The sequence below is a fragment of the Arthrobacter sp. Soil762 genome (assembly GCF_001428335.1).
Taxonomy (GTDB): Bacteria; Actinomycetota; Actinomycetes; order Actinomycetales; family Micrococcaceae; genus Arthrobacter.
Genome location: NZ_LMSG01000012.1, coordinates 270,125 through 290,717 on the forward strand (window position 1 = coordinate 270,125; position 20,593 = coordinate 290,717).

At 62.3% G+C, this 20,593-nt stretch carries 19 protein-coding genes; 12 read left to right on the plus strand and 7 right to left on the minus strand.

Annotated elements, in window-relative coordinates:
• Positions 1–64: 64 nt before the first annotated feature.
• Both ASG77_RS09230 and ASG77_RS09235 read right to left on the minus strand, forming a co-directional pair.
• Complete coding sequence (locus tag ASG77_RS09230) at positions 65–1,678, minus strand: NAD(P)H-hydrate epimerase (protein ID WP_056344242.1); 1,614 nt, start codon at positions 1,676–1,678, stop codon at positions 65–67.
• Between the two features lie 37 nt (positions 1,679–1,715).
• A complete protein-coding gene (locus ASG77_RS09235; protein ID WP_056344245.1) occupies positions 1,716–2,063 on the minus strand; it encodes a holo-ACP synthase in 348 nt (115 codons plus the stop codon).
• 136 nt (positions 2,064–2,199) lie between these two features.
• Between ASG77_RS09235 and ASG77_RS09240 the strand changes: the two genes are divergently transcribed.
• Positions 2,200–2,427, plus strand: a complete 228-nt coding sequence (locus ASG77_RS09240) for a helix-turn-helix domain-containing protein (RefSeq protein ID WP_200950725.1) — start codon at positions 2,200–2,202, stop codon at positions 2,425–2,427.
• Complete coding sequence (locus ASG77_RS09245; RefSeq protein ID WP_056344248.1) at positions 2,420–3,724, plus strand: type II toxin-antitoxin system HipA family toxin; 1,305 nt, start codon at positions 2,420–2,422, stop codon at positions 3,722–3,724. The genes ASG77_RS09240 and ASG77_RS09245 overlap by 8 nt, the downstream gene beginning before the upstream one ends.
• A 98-nt stretch (positions 3,725–3,822) precedes the next feature.
• Here the strand turns inward: ASG77_RS09245 and glmS are convergent, their stop codons facing one another.
• Positions 3,823–5,715: a glutamine--fructose-6-phosphate transaminase (isomerizing) gene (gene glmS, locus ASG77_RS09250; RefSeq protein WP_056344251.1), complete on the minus strand. Its 1,893-nt coding sequence runs from the start codon at positions 5,713–5,715 to the stop codon at positions 3,823–3,825.
• 88 nt (positions 5,716–5,803) lie between these two features.
• Between glmS and coaA the strand changes: the two genes are divergently transcribed.
• The 4 genes from coaA to mscL all read left to right on the plus strand — a co-directional run bounded on the left by coaA (position 5,804) and on the right by mscL (position 9,577).
• On the plus strand, positions 5,804–6,769 hold the full coding sequence (gene coaA, locus ASG77_RS09255) for a type I pantothenate kinase (protein ID WP_056344255.1): 966 nt from the start codon (positions 5,804–5,806) through the stop codon (positions 6,767–6,769).
• Between the two features lie 5 nt (positions 6,770–6,774).
• Positions 6,775–7,641, plus strand: a complete 867-nt coding sequence (locus ASG77_RS09260; protein WP_056344257.1) for a M15 family metallopeptidase — start codon at positions 6,775–6,777, stop codon at positions 7,639–7,641.
• Positions 7,642–7,703: 62 nt separating this feature from the next.
• A complete protein-coding gene (locus ASG77_RS09265; protein ID WP_082575925.1) occupies positions 7,704–9,107 on the plus strand; it encodes a glycosyltransferase family 87 protein in 1,404 nt (467 codons plus the stop codon).
• A gap of 80 nt (positions 9,108–9,187) precedes the next feature.
• Complete coding sequence (gene mscL / locus ASG77_RS09270) at positions 9,188–9,577, plus strand: large conductance mechanosensitive channel protein MscL (RefSeq protein WP_056344261.1); 390 nt, start codon at positions 9,188–9,190, stop codon at positions 9,575–9,577.
• An 81-nt stretch (positions 9,578–9,658) separates the two neighbouring features.
• On the opposite strand, the gene glmM is transcribed toward mscL, so the two are convergent.
• Both glmM and ASG77_RS09280 read right to left on the minus strand, forming a co-directional pair.
• Positions 9,659–11,020 carry a phosphoglucosamine mutase gene (gene glmM / locus ASG77_RS09275; protein WP_056344265.1) on the minus strand — a complete coding sequence of 454 codons (1,362 nt, stop codon included), beginning with the start codon at positions 11,018–11,020 and terminating at the stop codon, positions 9,659–9,661.
• A 106-nt stretch (positions 11,021–11,126) separates the two neighbouring features.
• Entirely contained in the window at positions 11,127–13,067 is a 1,941-nt protein-coding gene (locus ASG77_RS09280; RefSeq protein ID WP_056344267.1) for a DUF6541 family protein, read from the minus strand.
• 88 nt (positions 13,068–13,155) lie between these two features.
• Here ASG77_RS09280 and ASG77_RS09285 point away from each other — a divergent pair, with 88 nt between their 5' ends.
• Positions 13,156–14,397: a bifunctional glycosyltransferase family 2/GtrA family protein gene (locus tag ASG77_RS09285; RefSeq protein WP_056344270.1), complete on the plus strand. Its 1,242-nt coding sequence runs from the start codon at positions 13,156–13,158 to the stop codon at positions 14,395–14,397.
• A 140-nt stretch (positions 14,398–14,537) separates the two neighbouring features.
• Positions 14,538–16,328, plus strand: a complete 1,791-nt coding sequence (locus ASG77_RS09290) for an ArnT family glycosyltransferase (RefSeq protein ID WP_056344273.1) — start codon at positions 14,538–14,540, stop codon at positions 16,326–16,328.
• Between the two features lie 228 nt (positions 16,329–16,556).
• On the opposite strand, the gene rpsI is transcribed toward ASG77_RS09290, so the two are convergent.
• Together rpsI and rplM are read right to left on the minus strand one after the other, a co-directional pair.
• Positions 16,557–17,063, minus strand: a complete 507-nt coding sequence (gene rpsI / locus ASG77_RS09295; protein WP_056344277.1) for a 30S ribosomal protein S9 — start codon at positions 17,061–17,063, stop codon at positions 16,557–16,559.
• Positions 17,064–17,101: 38 nt separating this feature from the next.
• Entirely contained in the window at positions 17,102–17,545 is a 444-nt protein-coding gene (gene rplM, locus ASG77_RS09300) for a 50S ribosomal protein L13 (protein WP_056344281.1), read from the minus strand.
• Positions 17,546–17,842: 297 nt separating this feature from the next.
• Between rplM and ASG77_RS09305 the strand changes: the two genes are divergently transcribed.
• The 4 genes from ASG77_RS09305 to ASG77_RS09320 all read left to right on the plus strand — a co-directional run bounded on the left by ASG77_RS09305 (position 17,843) and on the right by ASG77_RS09320 (position 20,564).
• Positions 17,843–18,508, plus strand: coding sequence for a prepilin peptidase (locus tag ASG77_RS09305; protein ID WP_082575929.1), 666 nt, complete (start codon positions 17,843–17,845; stop codon positions 18,506–18,508).
• A gap of 277 nt (positions 18,509–18,785) precedes the next feature.
• Complete coding sequence (locus ASG77_RS09310; protein WP_200950727.1) at positions 18,786–18,980, plus strand: Flp family type IVb pilin; 195 nt, start codon at positions 18,786–18,788, stop codon at positions 18,978–18,980.
• A gap of 127 nt (positions 18,981–19,107) precedes the next feature.
• Entirely contained in the window at positions 19,108–19,515 is a 408-nt protein-coding gene (locus ASG77_RS09315) for a TadE/TadG family type IV pilus assembly protein (protein ID WP_056344286.1), read from the plus strand.
• Positions 19,503–20,564, plus strand: a complete 1,062-nt coding sequence (locus ASG77_RS09320; RefSeq protein WP_082575930.1) for a TadE/TadG family type IV pilus assembly protein — start codon at positions 19,503–19,505, stop codon at positions 20,562–20,564. Before ASG77_RS09315 ends, ASG77_RS09320 begins: the two co-directional genes overlap by 13 nt.
• Positions 20,565–20,593: the final 29 nt, after the last annotated feature.

The window sequence follows — 20,593 nt, forward strand, 5'->3', positions numbered from 1 at the left end:
CTCATCGTTGTTCGACAGCGGGTGCGTGGACACAAAACCGCCCCTGCCGGTACAAAACCTATGCCTACGGTAGCGGGTGGGCGTGACTATTACGTTTCCGGCCCGCTGGTTTACTAAGCAGGCTGATTTTATACCAGACGTCTGGTACGGCGTCCGCAATCCGGCCTGCCGTCAGCGGTCCGCCACCGGACGCGGCCGCTCCCGCGAGGCCGTGGAGACTGGCCCCGAGGGCGGCAATGGCTGCCCAGCGCTCGTCCGGATCGATGCCCGCATCACGGAAGCGCCCGACGTCGGACCCCAGCTGGGCGAGCAGCGCACCGATGATGCCGGCCAGGATGTCGCCGCTTCCGGCGGTGGCGAGCCACGCCGTGCCGTCCGCCTGGCTGTAGAAATCCTGGAAGGGCGACGCGACCAGGGTGGTGGCACCCTTCAGCAGGACGGTGGCCTCGGTGAGCACGGCGGCATGCCGGGCCGCGGCGAGGGTGGAGGACTCGACGGCGGTACGGTCCGGGGCGGGATCAAAGTCCGGGCTGTCCGGGGACGAGGCGAGCCGTTGGAGGAGGGCCGCCAGCTCGCCGGCGTGCGGCGTGAGAATCACCTGCGGCGCCAGGACCGCAGGCAGGGCAGGCAGCGCCCCGGCGTCGGCGATCACGGGCAGGCCGGATTCCACGGCGTCACGGGCGCGCCGGAGCTGTTCGGTGTCGCCGGGACCCATGCCCGAACCCACTAGCCACGCCTGGACGTGCGTGTCCGCCACGGAGCCCGTGCTGCACACCACCTCCGGGCACGACTGCCGCACCAGGTCGGCCACCTCGGGCGGGCCCAGGTAGCGGACCATGCCCGCGCCGGCCGCCAGGGCACCCCGGCAGGCCAGCACGGCGGCGCCCGGATAGTCGGCGGATCCGGCCACGACGCCCAGGACGCCGCGGGAATACTTGTGCGAGCGCCTCCCGGGCTCGGGCAGGAGCCGGGCCAGGTCCACCGGCTCAAACCTGCGCAGCGCCGGCCAGGGCAGTTCGTCTTCGATGCCGATAGGAACCACGTGGATCCGGCCGACGTGATCGGCGCCCGGGTCCGCCAGGAGCCCCACTTTGGCCGCGGCGAAGGTGACGGTCAGGTCCGCGGACAGGACCGGCGCATGGGCTTCCCCGGTGTCGGCGTCGACGCCGCTGGGGACATCGCAGGCCACCACAATGCCCGGTCCTTCGGATGACAGCCGCATATCGGAAAGGCCGCTCACCAGGTCGGCGGCCGCCCCGCGAAGACCCCCGCTGGCACCCGTTCCCAGGATTGCGTCAATCACGACGTCGGCACCCGCAGTGTGTGCCGCAAGCTCGCTGGCGTTGAATTCGGTGAGGAGGTGGACGCGGCCGCCGGCGCGCTCAAAGGCAGCGAGCGCCTCGGTGTGGGCCGTTCCGGCCGTGAGCACCGCCGTCGTACGCATTCCCCTGGCGGCCAGGAATGAAGCGGCGAAGAGGCCGTCTCCCCCGTTATTGCCTTTGCCGGCCAGGACGGCCACGCTGGCGCCGTAGAGCGGCTGGCCGCGTGACTTCAGCTCGTGGACCACCGTGTTGGCGAGCCCGTGGGAGGCCCGCCGCATCAGTACAGCGCCCATCCCGGCAGCCAGGAACGGCTGTTCTGCCGCCCTGATCTGGGTTCCGGTATAGGCGCTGATCATGGTGTCAGGTCCGTCGTTGGGCTGAGCAGTAAGTGGCTCAGCCTTCCGCCAGTACCGTGGCCGTGGCGATCCCGCCATCGTGGCTCATGGAGACGTGCCAGCGTTTGACGCCCTTGGACTCGGCCACCGCCAGTACAGTTCCTTTGACCTGGATGGTGGGGCCGTGCTGGTCCAGGCCGATCCAGCAGTCCTGCCAGTTCATGCCCGCCGGCGCGCCGAGGACCTTGGCCACGGCCTCCTTGGCGGCGAACCTCGCAGCCAAGGAGCGGGTGTTCAGCTCGCGTTCCGCGGGCACGAACAGCCGGTCCCGGAGCCCCGGGGTGCGTTCAAGCTGGCGGCCGAACCGCTCGATGTCTACAACGTCTACGCCAATGCCAACGATCATGGCGCTATTCTACGGGGACGCTCGTGACCTGCCGTGCACACAGGGCCCCGCCATTACGTTTTCGTAATCAGGCTGGTATGATTACGAAAAGGTAATCACCACGAACCTATTACGAGTAACTCATCAAGGAGGCCGCGTGCACGGCGTCATGAAGTCAGTGGCCGACCTGGGCCTGATGGTCTACGGCGTCCGCCAGCGCAGCGGGCTCTCCCAGCGCGAGCTGGCCAGCCGGCTCGGAGTCAGCCAGCGGTACCTCTCCGAACTGGAGACGGGCAAGCCCAAGGTGCTCAACGACCAGTTCTTCGCCGTCATGGAAAAACTCGGAATCGAACTGACGTTCCGGGAAGGCGCCGACCGTGGCTGAAGTGCAGGATGTCCACCTCTACGGCACCGTCATCGGGCGCATGGTCCGCCACGGCGCGACCACAGTGACGTTCGAATCCTCCGACGCCGGGATGGCCCGGTTCGGGATCGGCTCGCGGATCCTGTCCGCCAACCTGCCACTTGGGCCCCGCCCCTCGACCCCGGAGGCGGCCACCGCGTTCTTCGGTGGACTGCTGCCGGAAGGGTCCGGCCGGACCAACCTGGCCAAACAGGCGCAAGCCAGCCGCAACGACGTGTTCGCCCTGGTCTCCTATGCCGGGCGGGACGTCGCCGGTGCCGTCCGCATCGGCGGGGACCCAGGGGAACCGGCCGAATCCTATGAAGCACTGACCGATGAGCAGATCGCCGAGCGGCTGGCTCTCATCAACGACTACGCGCTTGGCGCCGCCGCCGGCGGCGGCTCCCTTGCTGGCTACCAGCCCAAAACCACGCTTGCCCTGCTGGACGGGGTCTGGCACGCGGGCATCGACGGCGCCGCATCCACGCACATCATCAAGCCCGTGGCCGCGGGGAACGAGCACGCGCTGCACGCCGAGGCGTACTGCCTGGAGCTTTCGCGGCGGATCGGGCTGACCACGTTCGCCAGCGACGTGCGCACCTTTGCAGGCCGGACCGTCCTCGTCCTCGAGCGTTACGACCGCCGCGTCGCCGGTCGGAGCGTCGAACGCATCCACCAAGAGGACGGCGCGCAGGCCCTCGGACTGCATTGGGACACGGACAGCAAGTTCGAAGGCGTCAATTCCGCCGCAAACCTGAAGAACCTCGCCGGACTGCTGCGACGACGCCGGGACATCCTCGGAGCCGGGACCGACGACCGCGAGACGCTGCTCGCGCACACGGCCTTCAACACCGCCGTAGGCAACACCGACGCCCACGCCAAGAACTTTTCCACCCTCCGGCGCCCCAGCGGCGCCGTCACACTGGCGCCGCTCTACGACGTGTCAACACACGCCCTGGCGCCCAACGGCCAGCTGAACATGTCCCTCCGAATCAACGCCCGCGCGTATCAGCCGTCGCTAACAATGGAGGACCTGGTTGCAGAAGGCGTCTCCTGGGGACTCGATGAACGGCATGCATGGCGCGCAGTCACCGGAACGCTCGAAGAGCTGGCGCACGCCCTCGAACAGGTCGACGGATCGACCGTCGGGGAAAAAGTGGCACGGTACATCGGCCACGGGACGAGGAATCTTCTGGACGGCAAGGCCGCCGGGATCGGCGGCGCACACCCGTCCCTGGCTGCGCTGGGTCCAGTTCCTGGCGCGCCCCCGCGCAGCTGAAACTCGAGCCTGCGCACCAAGAACAAAAGCCCCGAGCCTAAGGCTCGGGGCTTCCGTTTCGCAGGGCACCGACCGGCTCGTGGCCGGTCAGGCTGCGGTTACTCTACGGTGACGCTCTTGGCGAGGTTGCGCGGCTGGTCCACGTCGTAGCCCTTGGCCGAAGCCAGGGCCAGGGCGAAGATCTGCAGCGGGACCGTGGTGAGCAGCGGGGCCAGCAGCACGGGGGTTTCCGGGATGTAGAAGACGTGCTCGGCATAGGCCTTCACGGCTTCGTCGCCCTCTTCGGCGATCACAATGGTCTTGGCGCCGCGCGCCCGGACTTCCTGGATGTTGGAGACCACCTTGGCGTGCAGCGAGTCGCGGCCGCGCGGGGACGGGACCACCACAAACACCGGCTGGCCCTCCTCGATCAGCGCGATCGGGCCGTGCTTGAGTTCACCGGCGGCGAAGCCCTCGGCGTGGATGTAGGCGAGCTCCTTGAGCTTCAGCGCACCTTCCATGGCCACCGGGAAGCCGACGTGGCGGCCCAGGAACAGCACGGACTTCGCATCCGCCATGGACACGCCGAGTTCCTTGATCTGCGCCTCGTTGTCCAGGATCCGCTGGATCTTGGCCGGGATCTTGTTCAGGTCCGCCAGGATGTCCTTGATCTCGCCCTGGAACTTGTTCCCGCGCAGCTGCGCCAGGTACAGGCCCAACAGGTACGCCGCGGTGATCTGCGCCAGGAACGCCTTCGTGGAAGCCACGGCGATTTCCGGGCCGGCGTGCGTGTACAGCACGGCATCGGATTCACGCGGAATAGTGGAGCCGTTGGTGTTGCAGATCGAGACCGTCTTGGCGCCCTGTTCCTTGGCGTAGCGGACGGCCATCAGGGTATCCATGGTCTCCCCGGACTGGGAGATCGAGACGATCAGGGTGTTCTCGTCCACGATCGGGTCCCGGTAACGGAACTCGTGGGAGAGCTCCACCTCGGTGGCGATCCGGCACCAATGCTCGATGGCGTACTTGGCCACCTGCCCGGCATACGCGGATGTCCCGCAGGCCAGCACAATGATCTTGTCGACGTTCTTCAGCAGCTGCGGGTCAATGCGGAGCTCATCCAGGGTCAGTTTGCCGTTGACGTCCGAGCGGCCCAGCAGGGTCTGCAGCACGGCGTCGGGCTGGTCATGGATTTCCTTCTCCATGAAGGACGGGAAGCCGCCCTTTTCCGCCGATTCCGGATCCCAGTCAACGTGGTATTCCTTGCCCTCGGCCGGGGCGCCATAGAAATCGGTGATCTCCACCGTGTCAGCGGTGATGGTGACAATCTGGTCCTGGCCCAGCTCCACCGCGCGGCGGGTGTAGTCAATGAACCCGGACACGTCCGAGCCCAGGAAGTTCTCGCCCTCGCCCAGGCCCACCACCAGCGGTGAGTTGCGGCGGGCGGCCACCACAACATCGGGCTGGTCAGCGTGCACGGCGAGGAGGGTGAACGCACCCTCGAGCCGCTGGCAGGCGAGCTGCATCGCCTTCGTCAGGCCGCCGTCGGACGTGTCGCCGTGAAGTTTGCCGCGGAAAATATCCCCCAGCAGTACAGCGGCGACCTCGGTGTCCGTCTCGGACTCGAACGCGTAGCCCTTGGCCACCAGCTCGCGCTTGAGCTCGGCAAAGTTCTCGATGATGCCGTTGTGGATCAGGGCCAGCTTGCCGCCGTCGGACAGGTGCGGGTGCGCATTCTGGTCCGTGGGGCCGCCGTGCGTGGCCCAGCGGGTGTGGCCGATACCGGTGAACGTCTCCGGCAACGGACGCTCCTCCAGTTCGGCCAGGAGGTTGCTCAGTTTGCCGGACTTCTTCCGGGACTCGATGGCACCTTGCGAGACCACCGCCACCCCCGCGGAGTCGTAACCCCGGTACTCCAGACGGCGCAATCCCTCAAGGACTACATCCAACGCACTGTGACCGGCATTCACACGGCCAGCAGAATGGCCCACATATCCAACGATTCCACACATGGGCTCCAGCTTATCGGCAGCCGGGTTGAGATCTAAACTTAGGGCACTCCATTTCGCTCTCAGCCGCGCGAGGGGCAGAATCTCTAAAGTGACTTTGCAACGCAATGAAGCGAACGGTGAGGGTGTCTCCCCGTTCGTTGAGCTGGACCGCCAGACCTGGTCCCGGCTCGCCGCCCAGATGGAGCAGCCCCTTAACGAAGAGGACATTGTCCGTCTGCGTGGCCTCGGCGATCCCCTGGACATGAAGGAGATCCGCGAGGTCTACCTGCCTCTCTCCCGGCTCCTGCACCTCTATGTGGAGGCCGCGGGCCAGCTTCATGCGGCCACCACCACCTTCCTGGGTGAGCAGACCCAGCGCACCCCGTTTGTCATCGGCGTGGCCGGCTCGGTGGCCGTAGGCAAATCCACCATCGCCCGCGTGCTTCGGGAGATGCTGCGGCGCTGGCCCGGCACCCCCAACGTTGAGCTGATCACCACCGACGGCTTTCTCTATCCCCTGGCTGAGCTCAAGCGGCGTCAGTTGCTGGAACGCAAGGGTTTCCCTGAGTCGTACGACCGCCGCGCGCTGCTGCGCTTTGTGAGCGAGATCAAGGGCGGCGCGGAGGAAGTCCGGGCGCCCTGGTACTCCCACGTCACGTACGACATCGTTCCGGACAAGGAAGTGGTGGTCCGCCGCCCGGACGTGCTGATTGTGGAGGGCCTGAACGTGCTGGCCCCGGCCCGTCCGCGCCATGACGGCAAGCAGGGGCTGGCACTGAGCGACTTCTTCGATTTCTCCATCTATGTGGACGCCAAGACCTCTTACATCGAGGAGTGGTACGTGGAGCGGTTCCGCAAGCTCCAGAGCACTGCGTTCGCACAGCCGGAGTCCTACTTCCACCGCTACGCATCGCTGTCCCCCACTGAGGCGGAGAGCACCGCCCGGGACATCTGGAAGCGCATCAACGAGCCCAACCTGGAGGAAAACGTCCTCCCCACCCGCGGCCGCGCCCAGCTCGTATTGTCCAAGGACGCCGACCACACCATCCGGCGCATGCTCCTACGGAAGGTTTAACCCACGTGTGCCACAACTGCGTGGCAGACGGCCCCTCGGGGGCCAGCCGCCGGTCCTTCGCCCGCTTCCTCGCCGCCGGAGCCGGGCTGACGGTGCTCGCAGCGTGCACGCCGGAGGCACCCGCCGCGGTGGCGCCGGCGTCCTCCCCTGCACCTGGGGTGACTTCCGCATCCCCCTCTGCCGTGTCGGCCCCGTCAGTGGACAGCACGACGGCGGCAGCTGAGCCGCCGCCTCCGGCTCCCGTACCGCCGTCGGCAGCGCTGCCCCGCCAGTTCTCCCTGACGGATCCGGCCAGCCCGTGGCTGGTGGTCAACAAGCGCCGCCCGCTGGCGCCGGCGGACTACGTTCCGGCGGATCTGGTCCAGCCCAACGTCCGGCTGGCCGTTTCCGGCGAGGCGGCCCTGCTGAACAGCACGACGGCGGCGGCCGCGGAAGCGATGTTCGCCGCGGCCGCGGAGGACGGCGTGAGCATGACGCTGGCGAGCGGTTACCGCTCGTACGGCACCCAGGTGGCCACATACAACGGCTATGTTGCGGCCCGCGGCCAGGCCGATGCCGACACCGCCAGCGCCCGTCCCGGCTACTCGGAACACCAGACAGGCTGGTCTTTCGACATCGGCGACGGCGGCGGTGCATGCGGCTTCCAGCCGTGCTTCGCCGATCAGCCCGCGGCGGTATGGGCGAAGGCGAACGGCCACCGCTTCGGATTTGTGGTGCGGTATCCGTGGATGTTCCACCCGATCACCGGCTACTACTACGAGCCGTGGCACCTTCGGTACATCGGTGCGGAGGCTGCCACCGACATGGCCACCCGGGGCATCAACACTGTCGAGGAGTACTTCGGGGTGGAAGCGGCGCCGGGGTACGCCTGAACAGATCGAACCTGCCGATCCGGCCGTCCCGCCGGGGGCGTCGTCCTGTAGTCTCGCTGTCCATGACGGGGAAACCGATAACGCAGGTCTTGAATAGTTTGTCGAGCACCGGACAGCGGTCCCTGCGGCGCTTCAGCCGGGGTTTGGATCGGCTTATCACGCCAGATCGCCTGCGTAACTACCCACTGATCTTGATCATCGCAGGCTCACTTGGATTATTGGCTGCCACAATCATCCGCATCACGGACCCAGCGGTCCACGGGGCCTACCTGCCCGACTACCTTGCCCATTGGACCGGGGGGCGGCTGCTGTGGGAGGACCCACAAAACCTCTATGACCCGCGCACGCAGAGCCAGGTCCAAAGTGAAGCCATAGGAACATCAGTAGGCCTGTCCTGGTTCGTTTCGCCGCCCATAGTGGCCTTCCTCTATGCGCCGCTGGCCCTCATACCCTACAACGTCAGCGGGCTCGTCTGGCTGGTCTTGAGTTCAGCGCTTCTGGTTTGGTGCATCCTTAGCCTAGCCACACTTGCACCGAAGCTCATGATTCAAAAGCGCAAGCTCGTCATCCTTGCTGTTTTTGCTGCACCTCCAACATTCGAGCTCCTCGGCAGCGGGCAGGATTCCGCTTTCGTCCTTATGCTGTGGCTGATCGGGATCCGCCTCTTCCAAACCAGCCATCCGCTCTGGGCTGGCGCGGTGCTCGGCCTTGGATTCGCGAAGCCCCAGTTGGTACTCGTGATACCTCTGGTACTCCTGGCCACACGGAACTACAAGGCACTCGCCGCCTTCTCGGCAGTGATCGCTGCCGTCAGTGGTGTCTCGCTTGGCCTGGTGGGTCTCGAGGGCCTCGGTCAATGGACAGGCGCCCTTTCTAGCCCCCTTTATATGACCGAAGTGCAACAAGGCCAAGCATGGAAGATGGTGGGGCTTCCATCATTTGTTCAAGCGTTACTGCCCCCGGCGTGGGGCGCCGGCATAGCACCCCTCCTGACTGCAGCGTCCCTGCCCATCGGGGCAACGGTCCTCGTGTTGTCCATCCTGCGTCTCCGGAACACAGGCATGGACAGTCAAGCAGTTTGGATAGCGACCTTGGCGACGACAGTCACGTTCTCACCCCACCTGGCAACGTATGATGCCGTGCTGTTCATTCCAGTAGTGATCTTCCTGCTGGAGCGGCGCCCCACGCGATTCCTGCGCGTGGCTACGGTGCTGGCATTCGCGCTGATGTGGATGGTCGCTTTCCTCCATATGGCGGCCCTGTCGCAGCCTTGGCCGCTCTCTATTCTTGATGCTCCGTGGTCGGCTTTACCGCTGGCCGCCATTTGGCTTGAGTCAATGCGCGCGCTCAGGCCTGGACGTTTGGGAGTAGTGTCGCAGGAGGCCGGCAGGTCCAACCCGTCCGAGGGAACAACATTGACGGACGCTCCACCGGCCAAGGCCGACAGGCAGCAAGCCAGCGAGTAGTCCGTTCACTTTGGCGAGACGCGTCTGGTGCTCAGGGCGTTGTCATCCGCGGTTAACCAAAGTGGGTTAGCTTGGAACATATGTTGACAGGATTCAAGAATTTCATCATGAAGGGCAACGTCGTAGACCTTGCCGTCGCCGTCGTGATGGGTGCCGCTTTCGGCGCCGTCGTGACCTCAATCGTAGAAGGCCTGCTCACACCGCTGATCGGCCGCCTGTTCAGTGCCAAGGGCATTGCAGAAATGCAATGGGAGGGATTCATGTATGGATCCGTCATCTCCTCCATCATTTCATTCGTACTGGTGGCCGCCGCCATTTACTTCGTGGTCATCATGCCGATGAACCACATGATCGAACTCCGCAACCGCAAACTGGGCATCAACCAGGCGGTCAAGGAAGAGGCTGCAGAGGATCCGCAGATCGCCCTGCTCACCGAAATCCGCGACTCGCTGCAGAACCGAGCTGTGTAACTTCACCGCAACCAAGTGTGGCCCGCTTCCTGGATGGAAGCGGGCCACGTTTGTTTGTGGCTTGGATCAGTCCGTGACCAGTTAGTCGGCGACCAGCTCAAGCGCGAGCTCGGTGCGGACAACCTGGGCCAGTCGTTCAGCGATGGAGTGGGCTGTTGCCTCATCCCCTGCTTCCACCATGACCCGCACTACGGGTTCGGTGCCTGAGGGGCGGAGCAGGACACGTCCGGTATCGCCCAGCTCGGCTTCGGCCAGGACCACGGCCTGCGCCAGCGCGTCGGAACTACCCACGCGGGTGCGGTCAACGCCCTTGACGTTGATGAGTACCTGCGGGAGCTTGGTCATCACAGTGGCGAGCTGCTTGAGCGGCCGGCCCGTCAGGGCGACCTGCGCGGCAATCTGGAGCCCGGTGAGGACGCCGTCGCCTGTAGTGGCGTAGTCAGCGAAGATCACGTGGCCGGATTGCTCGCCGCCGAGGTTGTATCCGCCGTCGCGCATCTCCTCAAGGACGTAGCGGTCCCCGACACCCGTTTCGCGGATCGTGATACCTGCTTGGCGCAGGGCGATCTTGAGACCGAGGTTGCTCATCACGGTGGCCACCAGGACGTCGTCGGTGAGCTTGCCTGAGGCTTTGAGGGCGACGGCCAGGATCGCCATGATCTGGTCACCGTCCACCTCTGTGCCTTCGTGGTCTACGGCGAGGCAGCGGTCGGCGTCGCCGTCGTGGGCGATGCCGAGGTCCGCTCGGTGCTTCAGCACGGCGGCCTTGAGCGGACCGAGATGGGTGGAGCCCACGCCGTCGTTGATGTTGTGGCCGTCCGGCTCGGCGCCGATCACGATAACATCGGCGCCGGCGTCCTTGAATACCTGGGGTGAGCAGCCGCTGGCGGCGCCGTGGGCGCAGTCCAGGACTACCTTCAGGCCGTCGAGTCGGTGCGGAAGCGTCTGCAGGAGGTGGACGATGTAGCGGTCCTCAGCATCGGAGAAGCGCTGGATCCGTCCAACATCGCTGCCGACGGGCCGCTGGGGCTCCTTGCCCATCTGCTCCTCGATGGCGTTCTCCACGTCATCAGGAAGCTTCTGGCCACCGCGGGCGAAGAACTTGATCCCGTTATCAGGGGCAGGATTGTGGGAGGCCGAGATCATGACGCCGAAGTCGGCGTCGAGGTCTGCCACGAGGTAGGCCGCGGCCGGCGTCGGGAGAACCCCGGCGTCGTAGACGTCGATACCGGAGCTGGACAGCCCTGCCTCGACGGCGGCGGCGATGAATTCCCCGCTGGCGCGGGGGTCACGCGCCACCACGGCACGGGGCCGGGTGCCACTGGTACTGCGGTCATGACCAAGCACGACGGCGGCCGCCTGGGCCAGGTTCATCGCAAGCTCGGCAGTCAACAGGCCGTTAGCCAGGCCCCGGACACCATCTGTTCCAAATAATCTAGACATCGTGGACAAGTCTAGAGGATGGATGCTCGGCGGCCGGTGTTGGTCCAAACGTCACGCTCCCGCAGCCAGGCCACTGCTATGCGCTACTACTTCGTGCGCTGCACTTCTAAGTGTCGCAGCCAACAAATCTATACAGGACAGCCACGCCTTGCTGGTCAATTTTGACGAACGCTGGTGAACTATCTGCTCCGTCCAAGCCTGGGAAGTCATTGACTTCCTTGCGTTCCGGATCAATGTAGCGGCCGCCGAAATCGAGGAGGAATCGAACGTTCTCACGCTTTGCTGCCGCGCAAACCTCGGATTCGGGACGGGCCTGGTTCAGTTTCTCCGACGTTAGGAGGCGGTCTTTGTTGGATCCCGTATACGCATGCGCGAACAGAACACGGCGATCCGCAATTGCATAGGCCGTTGAACTACCATTCCACGGATTATTGGCCATAACAGCGTCCACCGGCACATGGTCACTCAGCCGCTTCATCAACTCGAGTTCGTCGGGGCTCAGCAGCGGCGAGGAGTCATCCAGAGCGTACGTATGCTCTCGGCCGGGCGTCGTTTCGGAATTCGTGGGCCAGATAATGATGGATGCGGCCAAAGCTGCGACGCCAACTGGAACTATCCACTGAATCCGGCGCTGGGAGATATTTTCGAATATCCAGGCACCAGCCGCGCCGGCAAGAACTGCCCAGAACATGGGCAGGAGCGCAGCTAGGCGAGGCGGATCACCGTACCACGCGCCGATCACGATTTGCCTGACAATTGGATCTGGAACCGCTGCGGACACGACGTAGAGCACAACCGCACCGGCGTAGGACGCCAGAAACCACCATTCAGTACGTCTCCGGGCCAGCACTACCGTTCCGAGTAGCGTCAACGCTGCGAACCCCCATGGGACAGTGCCATGCGTTGGTGCGTTTAACAGGACGCTCCCGGCGGCGGCCAGCAGTGAGTCGAATGGGTCCCACGTGGTGGTCCAAGGGCGCACCACAGCCCAGACGACTAGACCGGAACTGAATGCGCTGATCCAGACTGCTGTCCACTTCAAGTAACCGAAGAGATCCGACTGCCGTTGCTTGAGGGTTCGAAAGGACCGCCCCGCAGCCATGACCGCAAAAATCGAAGACAGGCCAACAAGAGCCACTAGACCTGACATATGCGTGAGTACAAGGCCTGGTATCCCCACGACCAGCATCGTTGCGGCCAATGGCCAGGGCATGGGGCTAATCTTTCCAAACCTCAATGCTGACGCCAGCACTGCGACGAGCGGCGGCAACAAGGTCACCGCCAGCATGTAGGGAAAGAGCGGACCGAAATCGCTCTTCTGGCTCTGCATGACAGTGAACGGGAACGCGAAGAACCCGGCGCAAGCAACGGCCGCACAGAGCAGCCCAACAATCTTCGGCCCGACCACCAAATGGACCAGCAGTAGTACGCCAAGCGGCCAGGCAACGGCCACGATCGCAAGGTTAAGGGCATTGGCGGCTTCAATTATGGGCAAGCCCGTCGCCTCAGTAGTCAATGCCGCCAGCGCGTGCCAGATCTGCGGATACAGCCCGGACGATTCGCCCATCAAAGAACGCACGGCGAACGGCGATCCGTCTCCGGCATTTACTATCTCTCGCACCAGATTGAGGTGAAACGGCGTATCAATACCCTGGTTGATGTTCCCAGGATGCTCAACAATTTGGATGTAGCGCACAGACAGCAGGGATACCGCGGCCAAAACAGCGAGCAAGTACCCTGTGCCTTGCTTGTGCTCGACCGCGGACCATGAAAAATTGGCCGGCCAGCGCTTCCTAGCGAAGCGTACCGCCACCAGAACAACCCCGCCAACCATCACTGTGACAACAGCGAAGCTCACCACGTTCCAATGTATCCGCAACCACCAGAAGGCGAGCGTGGAAAATCCCACAAGTGACGTCGTCATCAGGGGTGCAAGTGAAATCACCCAAATATGCCGAAGCCCTAGCGCCCAGCCCAAAAGTAGCCCGGGCATCATGAGTACTGCGATTGCCCCGACGAGACCCGGCAGGGCAGAAAACCAATCCATCAAGGATTACCCAAGTATTCCATCAATAATTCCCAAGTTTCCACTCACCGCTAGCAAGCCCCCCGCGCATGCCTATAGCATACACAGCATGAAACCTTGCCATGGGGGCCTGGCGCTTGAAATTGTTGTACCGGTTTTCAATGAGGAAACTGTACTCGAAAAGAGCATCACTACGCTCGCAAACTATCTGACACTTGAAATGCCATCGACATGGCAAATCACAATTGCTGACAACGCCAGCACGGACAATACGCCAAGTATTGCTACTCGCTTGACCGAAAAATTGCCAAACGTCACTTACCGGCGTTTGAATGCCAAGGGACGCGGTCATGCGCTTCGCGACGCTTGGAGCGCGTCCAACGCCGAGGTTCTCGCGTATTTGGATGTCGACCTCTCAACAGATCTTGCGGCCCTTCCCCCGCTGGTCGCGCCCCTGCTATCCGGCCATTCCGATATCTCCATCGGCACACGACTCGGTCAAAACTCCCGCGTCAGCCGCGGTCCGAAGCGTGAGTTCATCTCCCGCTCTTACAACTTATTACTGAAACGCACCATGCAGGTGCGGTTCTCCGACGCGCAGTGTGGGTTTAAGGCCATCCGCGCAGATGTTGCCAGAAGATTACTTCCTCATGTGGAGGACAACGGCTGGTTCTTTGATACTGAGCTTCTGATTATCGCGGAACGATCTGGCCTTCGGATTCATGAGATTCCAGTGGACTGGGTAGATGATCCCGACAGCCGAGTAGACATCCGGCAGACTGCGTTCGATGACGTCCGCGGACTCATACGCGTCGCAGGATCGTTGGTAAGGGGCTCGATTCCCGTTCAAGCAATCTACGCCGAGCTGGGACGGCGTCCTATCGTTCCCCAGTCACGGCCTAGCTTCTTTGGTCAGGTAATTAGGTTCGCCATGGTGGGAACGATTTCCACCATGGCCTTCGCTCTTTTGTTCATGTTATTCCAAGGCTCCCTTGGGGCGCAGCAAGCCAATTTCTTGGCTCTCCTCCTGACCGCGGTTGGCAATACGGCGGCCAATCGCCGCTTCACATTCGGTATCAATGGGCCAGAGAAACTTTTCACCCAGCAGTTCCAAGGGTTGGTGGTGTTCGCGCTGGCTTGGTCAATCACTTCGTCATCGCTACTGGTCCTCCATGCCGTCTCGCCGAACTCTTCATCTACCATGGAGCTCGTGACGCTCACCGCCGCCAATGTCCTCGCCACGCTCATGCGCTTTGCCCTGCTACGAATATGGGTATTCCGTGTTCGCAGCTCGGAGGGCACCTCCAAAAACGTTGTGTCCCCTGGCGTCAAAACGGCACCAGTCGCTTGAGGGCTTCAACCGACGACCCTATGGGCTCCGATCAGATCTCGACGGAAGTATCTCCTGCCGCGAGTACGCCCGAAGAACGGCGTCGCTTCTCTCGACGACTGACCCGGCCGTCGTGGGAACGCCGAGCGCTATGTGCCCTTATGGTGCTAACCAGCCTGCTTTATCTGTGGGGCCTGGACCATAACGGCTGGGCCAATTCGTACTATTCTGCCGCAGCCATGGCAGGTTCCCAGGATTGGACAGCCTTCTTTTTCGCGTCGTCTGACCCAGGCAACGCAATAAGCGTCGACAAGCCTCCGCTCAGCCTTTGGGTGATGTCCGCATCTGTCTGGGCCTTTGGCCTGAGTCCTTGGAGCATCCTGGTCCCACAAGCACTCATGGGCGTCGCGAGCGTCTATCTGCTTCACCGCATGGTTCGAACCTACGTCAATGCTGCCAGCGCGCTTTTAGCCGCCGCATTTTTCGCTGCAATGCCGGTAGCAACAGTCATGTTCCGCTACAACAACCCGGATGCCCTACTTGTACTGCTGATGATCGGAGTGGCCTATACAGCGCTGGAATCAATCCGCCGTGGCAGCCCCCGGTGGCTTATCTTTGCCGGCGCGCTCACCGGTGCGGCCTTACTGACCAAACAACTTCAGGTGGCACTGGTCCTGCCAGCCGTTGCTGCGGCATACCTGATGTTTGCCACTGCTCCCTTGATTAGGCGGATACTGCACCTCTGTGGCGCCCTTCTGGCGGCGGCCATTGCCGGGGGGTGGTGGTTCGTTCTCGTGCAACTGACACCCGCTTCCAGCCGTCCCTTTGTAGGAGGATCACGTCTCAACAGCGCGGTGGAACTGACCTTGGGCTACAACGGCCTGGATCGACTTACCGGCGAGGACGCCAGCCGCACCATGTCCCCCACGGCAGCTCACTTAGCGGAAAAACTGGACCCAGGATTCCAGCGGTTCCTCCAGCCGCAGTTCACCGGACAATTCGGGTGGTTTTTGCCACTCGCCATCGCCGGCCTGTGCTTTGCCATCTGGCATCTAATACGACGCAGCGGCAGTCGGAATTATCGTGCATTCCTCGTACTCTGTGGAGTGTGGTTCTTGTGCTCCGCCACCGTCCTCGCCTTCATGTCGGGCATCGTTCATCCCTATTACGCCCTCACGGCAATCCCGCCATTGTGCGGCTTGGCTGCCGTAGGCCTGATCCATATGTACCGCCTGCGGAGCCGCCGGAATATTCGGTTAGCGCTGGCCGCCACTTTCCTCAGCACCATGGTCCTCGGCTTCCTTTCTGCCGTACGCTCTACTGCTGATTTTCCTGTGGGCCCTCAAGTTGCTTTGGTCCTATGGTCAAGCACTATCGCTCTTCAGCTTCTTCCTCCGCCTACGGCTGCCCTCCGGACCATCTCCACAGGCCTCCTAGCAGTCACCCTAATGGCTGGGCCCGTAGTGTGGTCGGTCAATACAGTCCTAAGCCCGCACGCGGGCGCAGGAGTCGTTTCTGGACCAAGTATTCTAGGCATCCGAACTGACCACCCTGATCGCCAGCAACTCGGGTCGGATATGCCCCCGAGTTTCACGGCAGTGATGTTCGGCGACATACCGGAAAGAGGCGTCGTTTCGCGGCTCATTGCTGCACCCCCCAGCACAGCATGGGCAGCTGCGATGGTGGGATCAGAGACTGCAGCGAATTACCAGCTGGAAAGCAAACGATCCGTGCTGCCCCTTGGCGGCTTTGATGGCACGGATCCGTTCCCCACACTGGAACAATTCCAGATGATGGTGGACCACGGACAAGTGAGCTCACTGGTCATCCAGGAACTGCCTCCTTTGACGCTAGAGGGCCGTGGCGAGTCCGCAAGAATTGTCGAATGGGTCAGAGCTCAGTATCCTGCGGAGCAAATCGGCGCCGCCCAGTACTTCAACCTGCTGCCGTAACACTCGAAATTTGGTAGGTGGGCCAGGGCCCTTCTACTCGCACCGCTTCATGTGCACATCGCGTGGTCCGCCAGCGAGCGGCTCCTGCCGCTACTCGACGTGGGCAGGTCAGTTCTCGGTCCACGAGCGCGTCCATCTGGTTCAAACAAAAGCAAAATGCCTTTTCGGGGCGTACGGCAAAAGCCCGCCCCGCCAATGGCGGGACGGGCTTCTGTGCAAGCGGACGACTTAGCGCTTGGAGTACTGCTGAGCCTTACGGGCCTTCTTGAGACCGGCCTTCTTACGCTCGATGACGCGTGCGTCACGGCGCAGGTAACCGGCCTTCTTCAGGGTGGCGCGGTTGTTCTCGGTGTCGATCTCGTTCAGCGAACGGGCGATGCCGAGGCGCAGGGCACCGGCCTGGCCGGAGATGCCGCCACCGTGGATGCGGGCAATGACGTCGTAGGCGCCATCAAGATCGAGGATCTTGAAGGGCTCGTTGACGTCCTGCTGGTGCAGCTTGTTCGGGAAGTAGTTGTCCAGCGCACGGCCGTTGATGGTCCACTTGCCGGTGCCGGGGACGATGCGCACGCGGGCAACAGCTTCCTTGCGGCGGCCAACTGCGGCGCCGGCAACGGTCAGTGCCGGGCGTTCCTTCTTCGGCGCTTCTGCTTCCGCAGGACCGCTCTCCGAGGTGTAGCTGGTCGGGTTTTCCTCAGCCACAACGGCCTCGGTGGTCTCTTCGTTCTGAGCCACGATTCTCCTTGTATAGATAAGTTGTTTGGTGGCCAGGACTACTGGGCGACCTGGGAAATTTCGAACGTCTTGGGCTGCTGGGCGGCGTGGGGGTGCTCTGCACCGCGGTACACCTTCAGCTTGCCCAGCTGCTGTGCAGCGAGGGAATTCTTGGGAAGCATGCCCCTGATGGCCTTCTCAACGGCGCGGACCGGGTTGGATTCCAGGAGTTCCGCGTAGTTGACGGAGGTCAGGCCGCCCGGGTAGCCGGAGTGGCGGTATGCCCGCTTCTGCTCCAGCTTGGCGCCGGTCAGGGCGACCTTTTCAGCGTTGATGATGATGACGAAATCGCCCATGTCCATGTGGGACGCAAAGGTGGCCTTGTGCTTGCCGCGCAGCAGGATTGCGGTCTGGCTCGCGAGACGACCAAGGACAACGTCTGTGGCGTCAATGACGTGCCACTGGCGGTTGATATCGCCGGGCTTCGGGGTGTACGTACGCACGGTTTTTGCCTCGTTCTTGTTCTGGCGTTCTTGTTTAGGTGTCACTCAAGCGTGTGCACCTACTATCTATGCGCTACCGGAACAGAGGTGAGGGCTCTATGTAACCAGTCATCCTCAGGTCTCGAATGTGCTCGTTGAGTAGTTATCCTGCAACCGGATTCTCAAGCGGGCACGCATCATCGAGAAAGGACACGCACAACGACTACCAATGTTAGCTTGAACCGGGCCTCAGGGTCAAAATGGGGTAGCCGGAGGCTCATTCATGATTCCGCCGGCCCGACTTAAGCAGGGGATACAGTGACTTCTTGGGGCGACGCCGGCTCAGCCGGGCCACTGTTCGTGGCCGCCATCGGCCTCTTGGGACTCATTCTCTCACCGTTGGCCGAACTGCTCATTGCCAAGCTGCTCCCCCGCGTCGGTCCTCTGCCTGGTCTGCGGGCAAGGATCACGACGGCGGCGATCACCGCCGCCCTCTGCGCCGCCTTCGCATTCCGGTTCGGCGTCGACCCAGAATTGCCGGCATTCCTGCTCCTCGCCGTTCTTGGTGTGCAGCTGGCGAGAATAGACGTCTCGCTGCATTTGCTGCCGAACCCTTTGGTGCTTGCGCTATTACTAGGGGGCCTTTTATTCCTCTTAGGGGCCACATTTGGCGGGGAACAGTGGTCCAGCCTCGTTCGCGCACTGGCCGGCACCGCAATTCTCTTCGTCACCTACCTGATTCTGGCGTTAATCTCGCCAGCGGGCCTTGGAATGGGCGACGTCAAGCTCGCCGCTCCCGTGGGCCTCTACTTGGGATACCTAGGCTGGAGCCAACTCCTTTACGGCGGACTGCTGGGGTTCATTCTGAACGGCCTTGTGACGGTGCTTGTCGTGGCACGAAACCGCAAAGAGCGCACGTCAGAGGTGGCTCACGGGCCATCGATGATCGGCGCCGTACTGGGCGTCGGGCTCTTGATGCTCTAGGCCTGGGATCGGCCCAATCCCCATCCCTGGTTGCTCGCGCAACAGGAATCCAAGTAGTCGTCTATTGATGCGTCCACCAATCTAAGTACTCGCATATAGGTTCCGAGTACGCACGGAAAAGGCCCCTGAAAAAGTCGAGTACTACTACGCATTGTTGCCTAGAACCGCCAATGACAATCTCTTCTTAGCGAAGTCCAGCCGCTAAGGAATTATGGGGGCAGCTGGAAATTCGTTGAAACATCAAAAAAATCACTTTCATCGAATTAAGGATAATAAAATGACTTCTCTTATGGTCTCCATGATGGCTTTTGTTGCCGGCGTGAAGGATCGTCTCGCATCTGAAAAGGGAGCGACGATGGTGGAATACGGCCTGATGGTCGCGCTGATTGCAGTGATCGTCGCAGTCGGTGCCGGCATCTTGGGCCTCGGCATCGATCAGCTGTTCCAGGACGTCAACGGTCAGCTCCCGTAGTCCAATCCCAAGTGGATCTGGCGCCGATCTCAAGGTCGGCGCCAGATTCTTTACAGCACCTCAAACTCACGCATGGTTGCGGTGAATCAATAGCACCTGCGATGAAGCTAGATCCGGGGAGACGGTCTTGAAACCGAAACAGAAGGAGCGCGGCGCAGTAGCCGTTGAAATGGCAATTTTGTTGCCCCTACTGCTCTTAATTCTCATTGGCACTATGGAGTTTGGTCGTGTATTCAACGTTCTAAACTCGTTGACTCAGGCCGCTCGTGAGGGCGCCCGGCATGCTGCCATCCACTACAACGACGCGGACCTTGATGTTGGAGGCACGGCATTGGCAGCAGCTCCATCCCTCGCAGGGCTGGGTGTAGCGGTTGACGACGATGCCGACAGCTGTTCCCCAGGAGCGAATGTGACTGTGACCACCAGCGTCACGCTTGGTTCCCTTTCGGGCTTTCTTGATGCCGGCTTCTTCGGATCTCCAGGTATCTTCCCAATGGCGCTCGAAGGAGTAGGAGTGATGAGATGCGGTGGCTGAACCTGACTTCGAAGTTCGACGGTAACGGTCCCGAACAAGTCCACGGGAAGGAGCGAGGGGCCGCTGCGGTACTCGTGGCAATCTCTATGGTGGTTCTACTGGGCTTCGGCGCGCTGGCCGTAGACGTCGGAGCCATGTATGCAGAGAAAGCTCAGTTGCAGAACGGAGCAGACGCGACTGCCCTCGCCATTGCAGGTGATTGCGCCAAAGGTCTTAACTGTGCCGCGGCAATGACTGACTCTGATAACCGGCTCGCTGACGACAACGCCAGGGATGGCGCCAGCGGGGTTTTCTCGGTTACCCAACCAAATACCACCACTGTGCGCGTTGAGACCAACGCCCAAGCACCGGGTTCCACAGACGATAGCTTCGCGTTGTACTTTGCCCGGGTCTTGGGCCATGAGAGCAGCGTCATTCACGCCAGAGCTGAGGCCACCTGGGGCACTCCTTCAGCAGCGAAGACTTTGCCATGGACAATCAGCGAGTGTGTGTTCAAGCAATTTCTGTCGCCCTCGCAGCTTGCCGAATTCAACTCAACGCAGACCTTTACAGGTGATCCTGTCCCCACACGCATCCTCTTCCGATATGACCAGAATGTGCCCACATTTCCAGGCTGCGACGCTCAAAACGGCTATGCACCCGGTGGGTTTGGTTGGCTCGACACCGACAGTGGCTGCTCAACCGACATCGACGTCGCCAACAGCGAAGTGGGCAGCAACCCGGGCAACGACTTGCCGAACGTCTGCCACGACATGCCTGCCACGATCAAGGATGCGCCGGTCCTCATCCCCGTGTTTACGACCGCTACAAAGAACGGCCAGAAGACAGAGTACGAGTTGTCTGGCTTTCTCGCTTTTCAAGTAACCGGTTTCAAGTTCGGCGGTGGTCCGGGGCTCACCGACCTGGATCCACTCGCCCCAGCCTGCGATGGCGGTAACTGCCGAGGCATTCAAGGCTACTTCACCCGCTTCGTCTCGATTGAAGAGGGAATAGCCTCTACGGGCGGACAACCCAATTACGGTGCCACGCGGGTCTTTCTAAGCAATTGAGGCCCACACAGAGCCGGGTTTCTCCGACT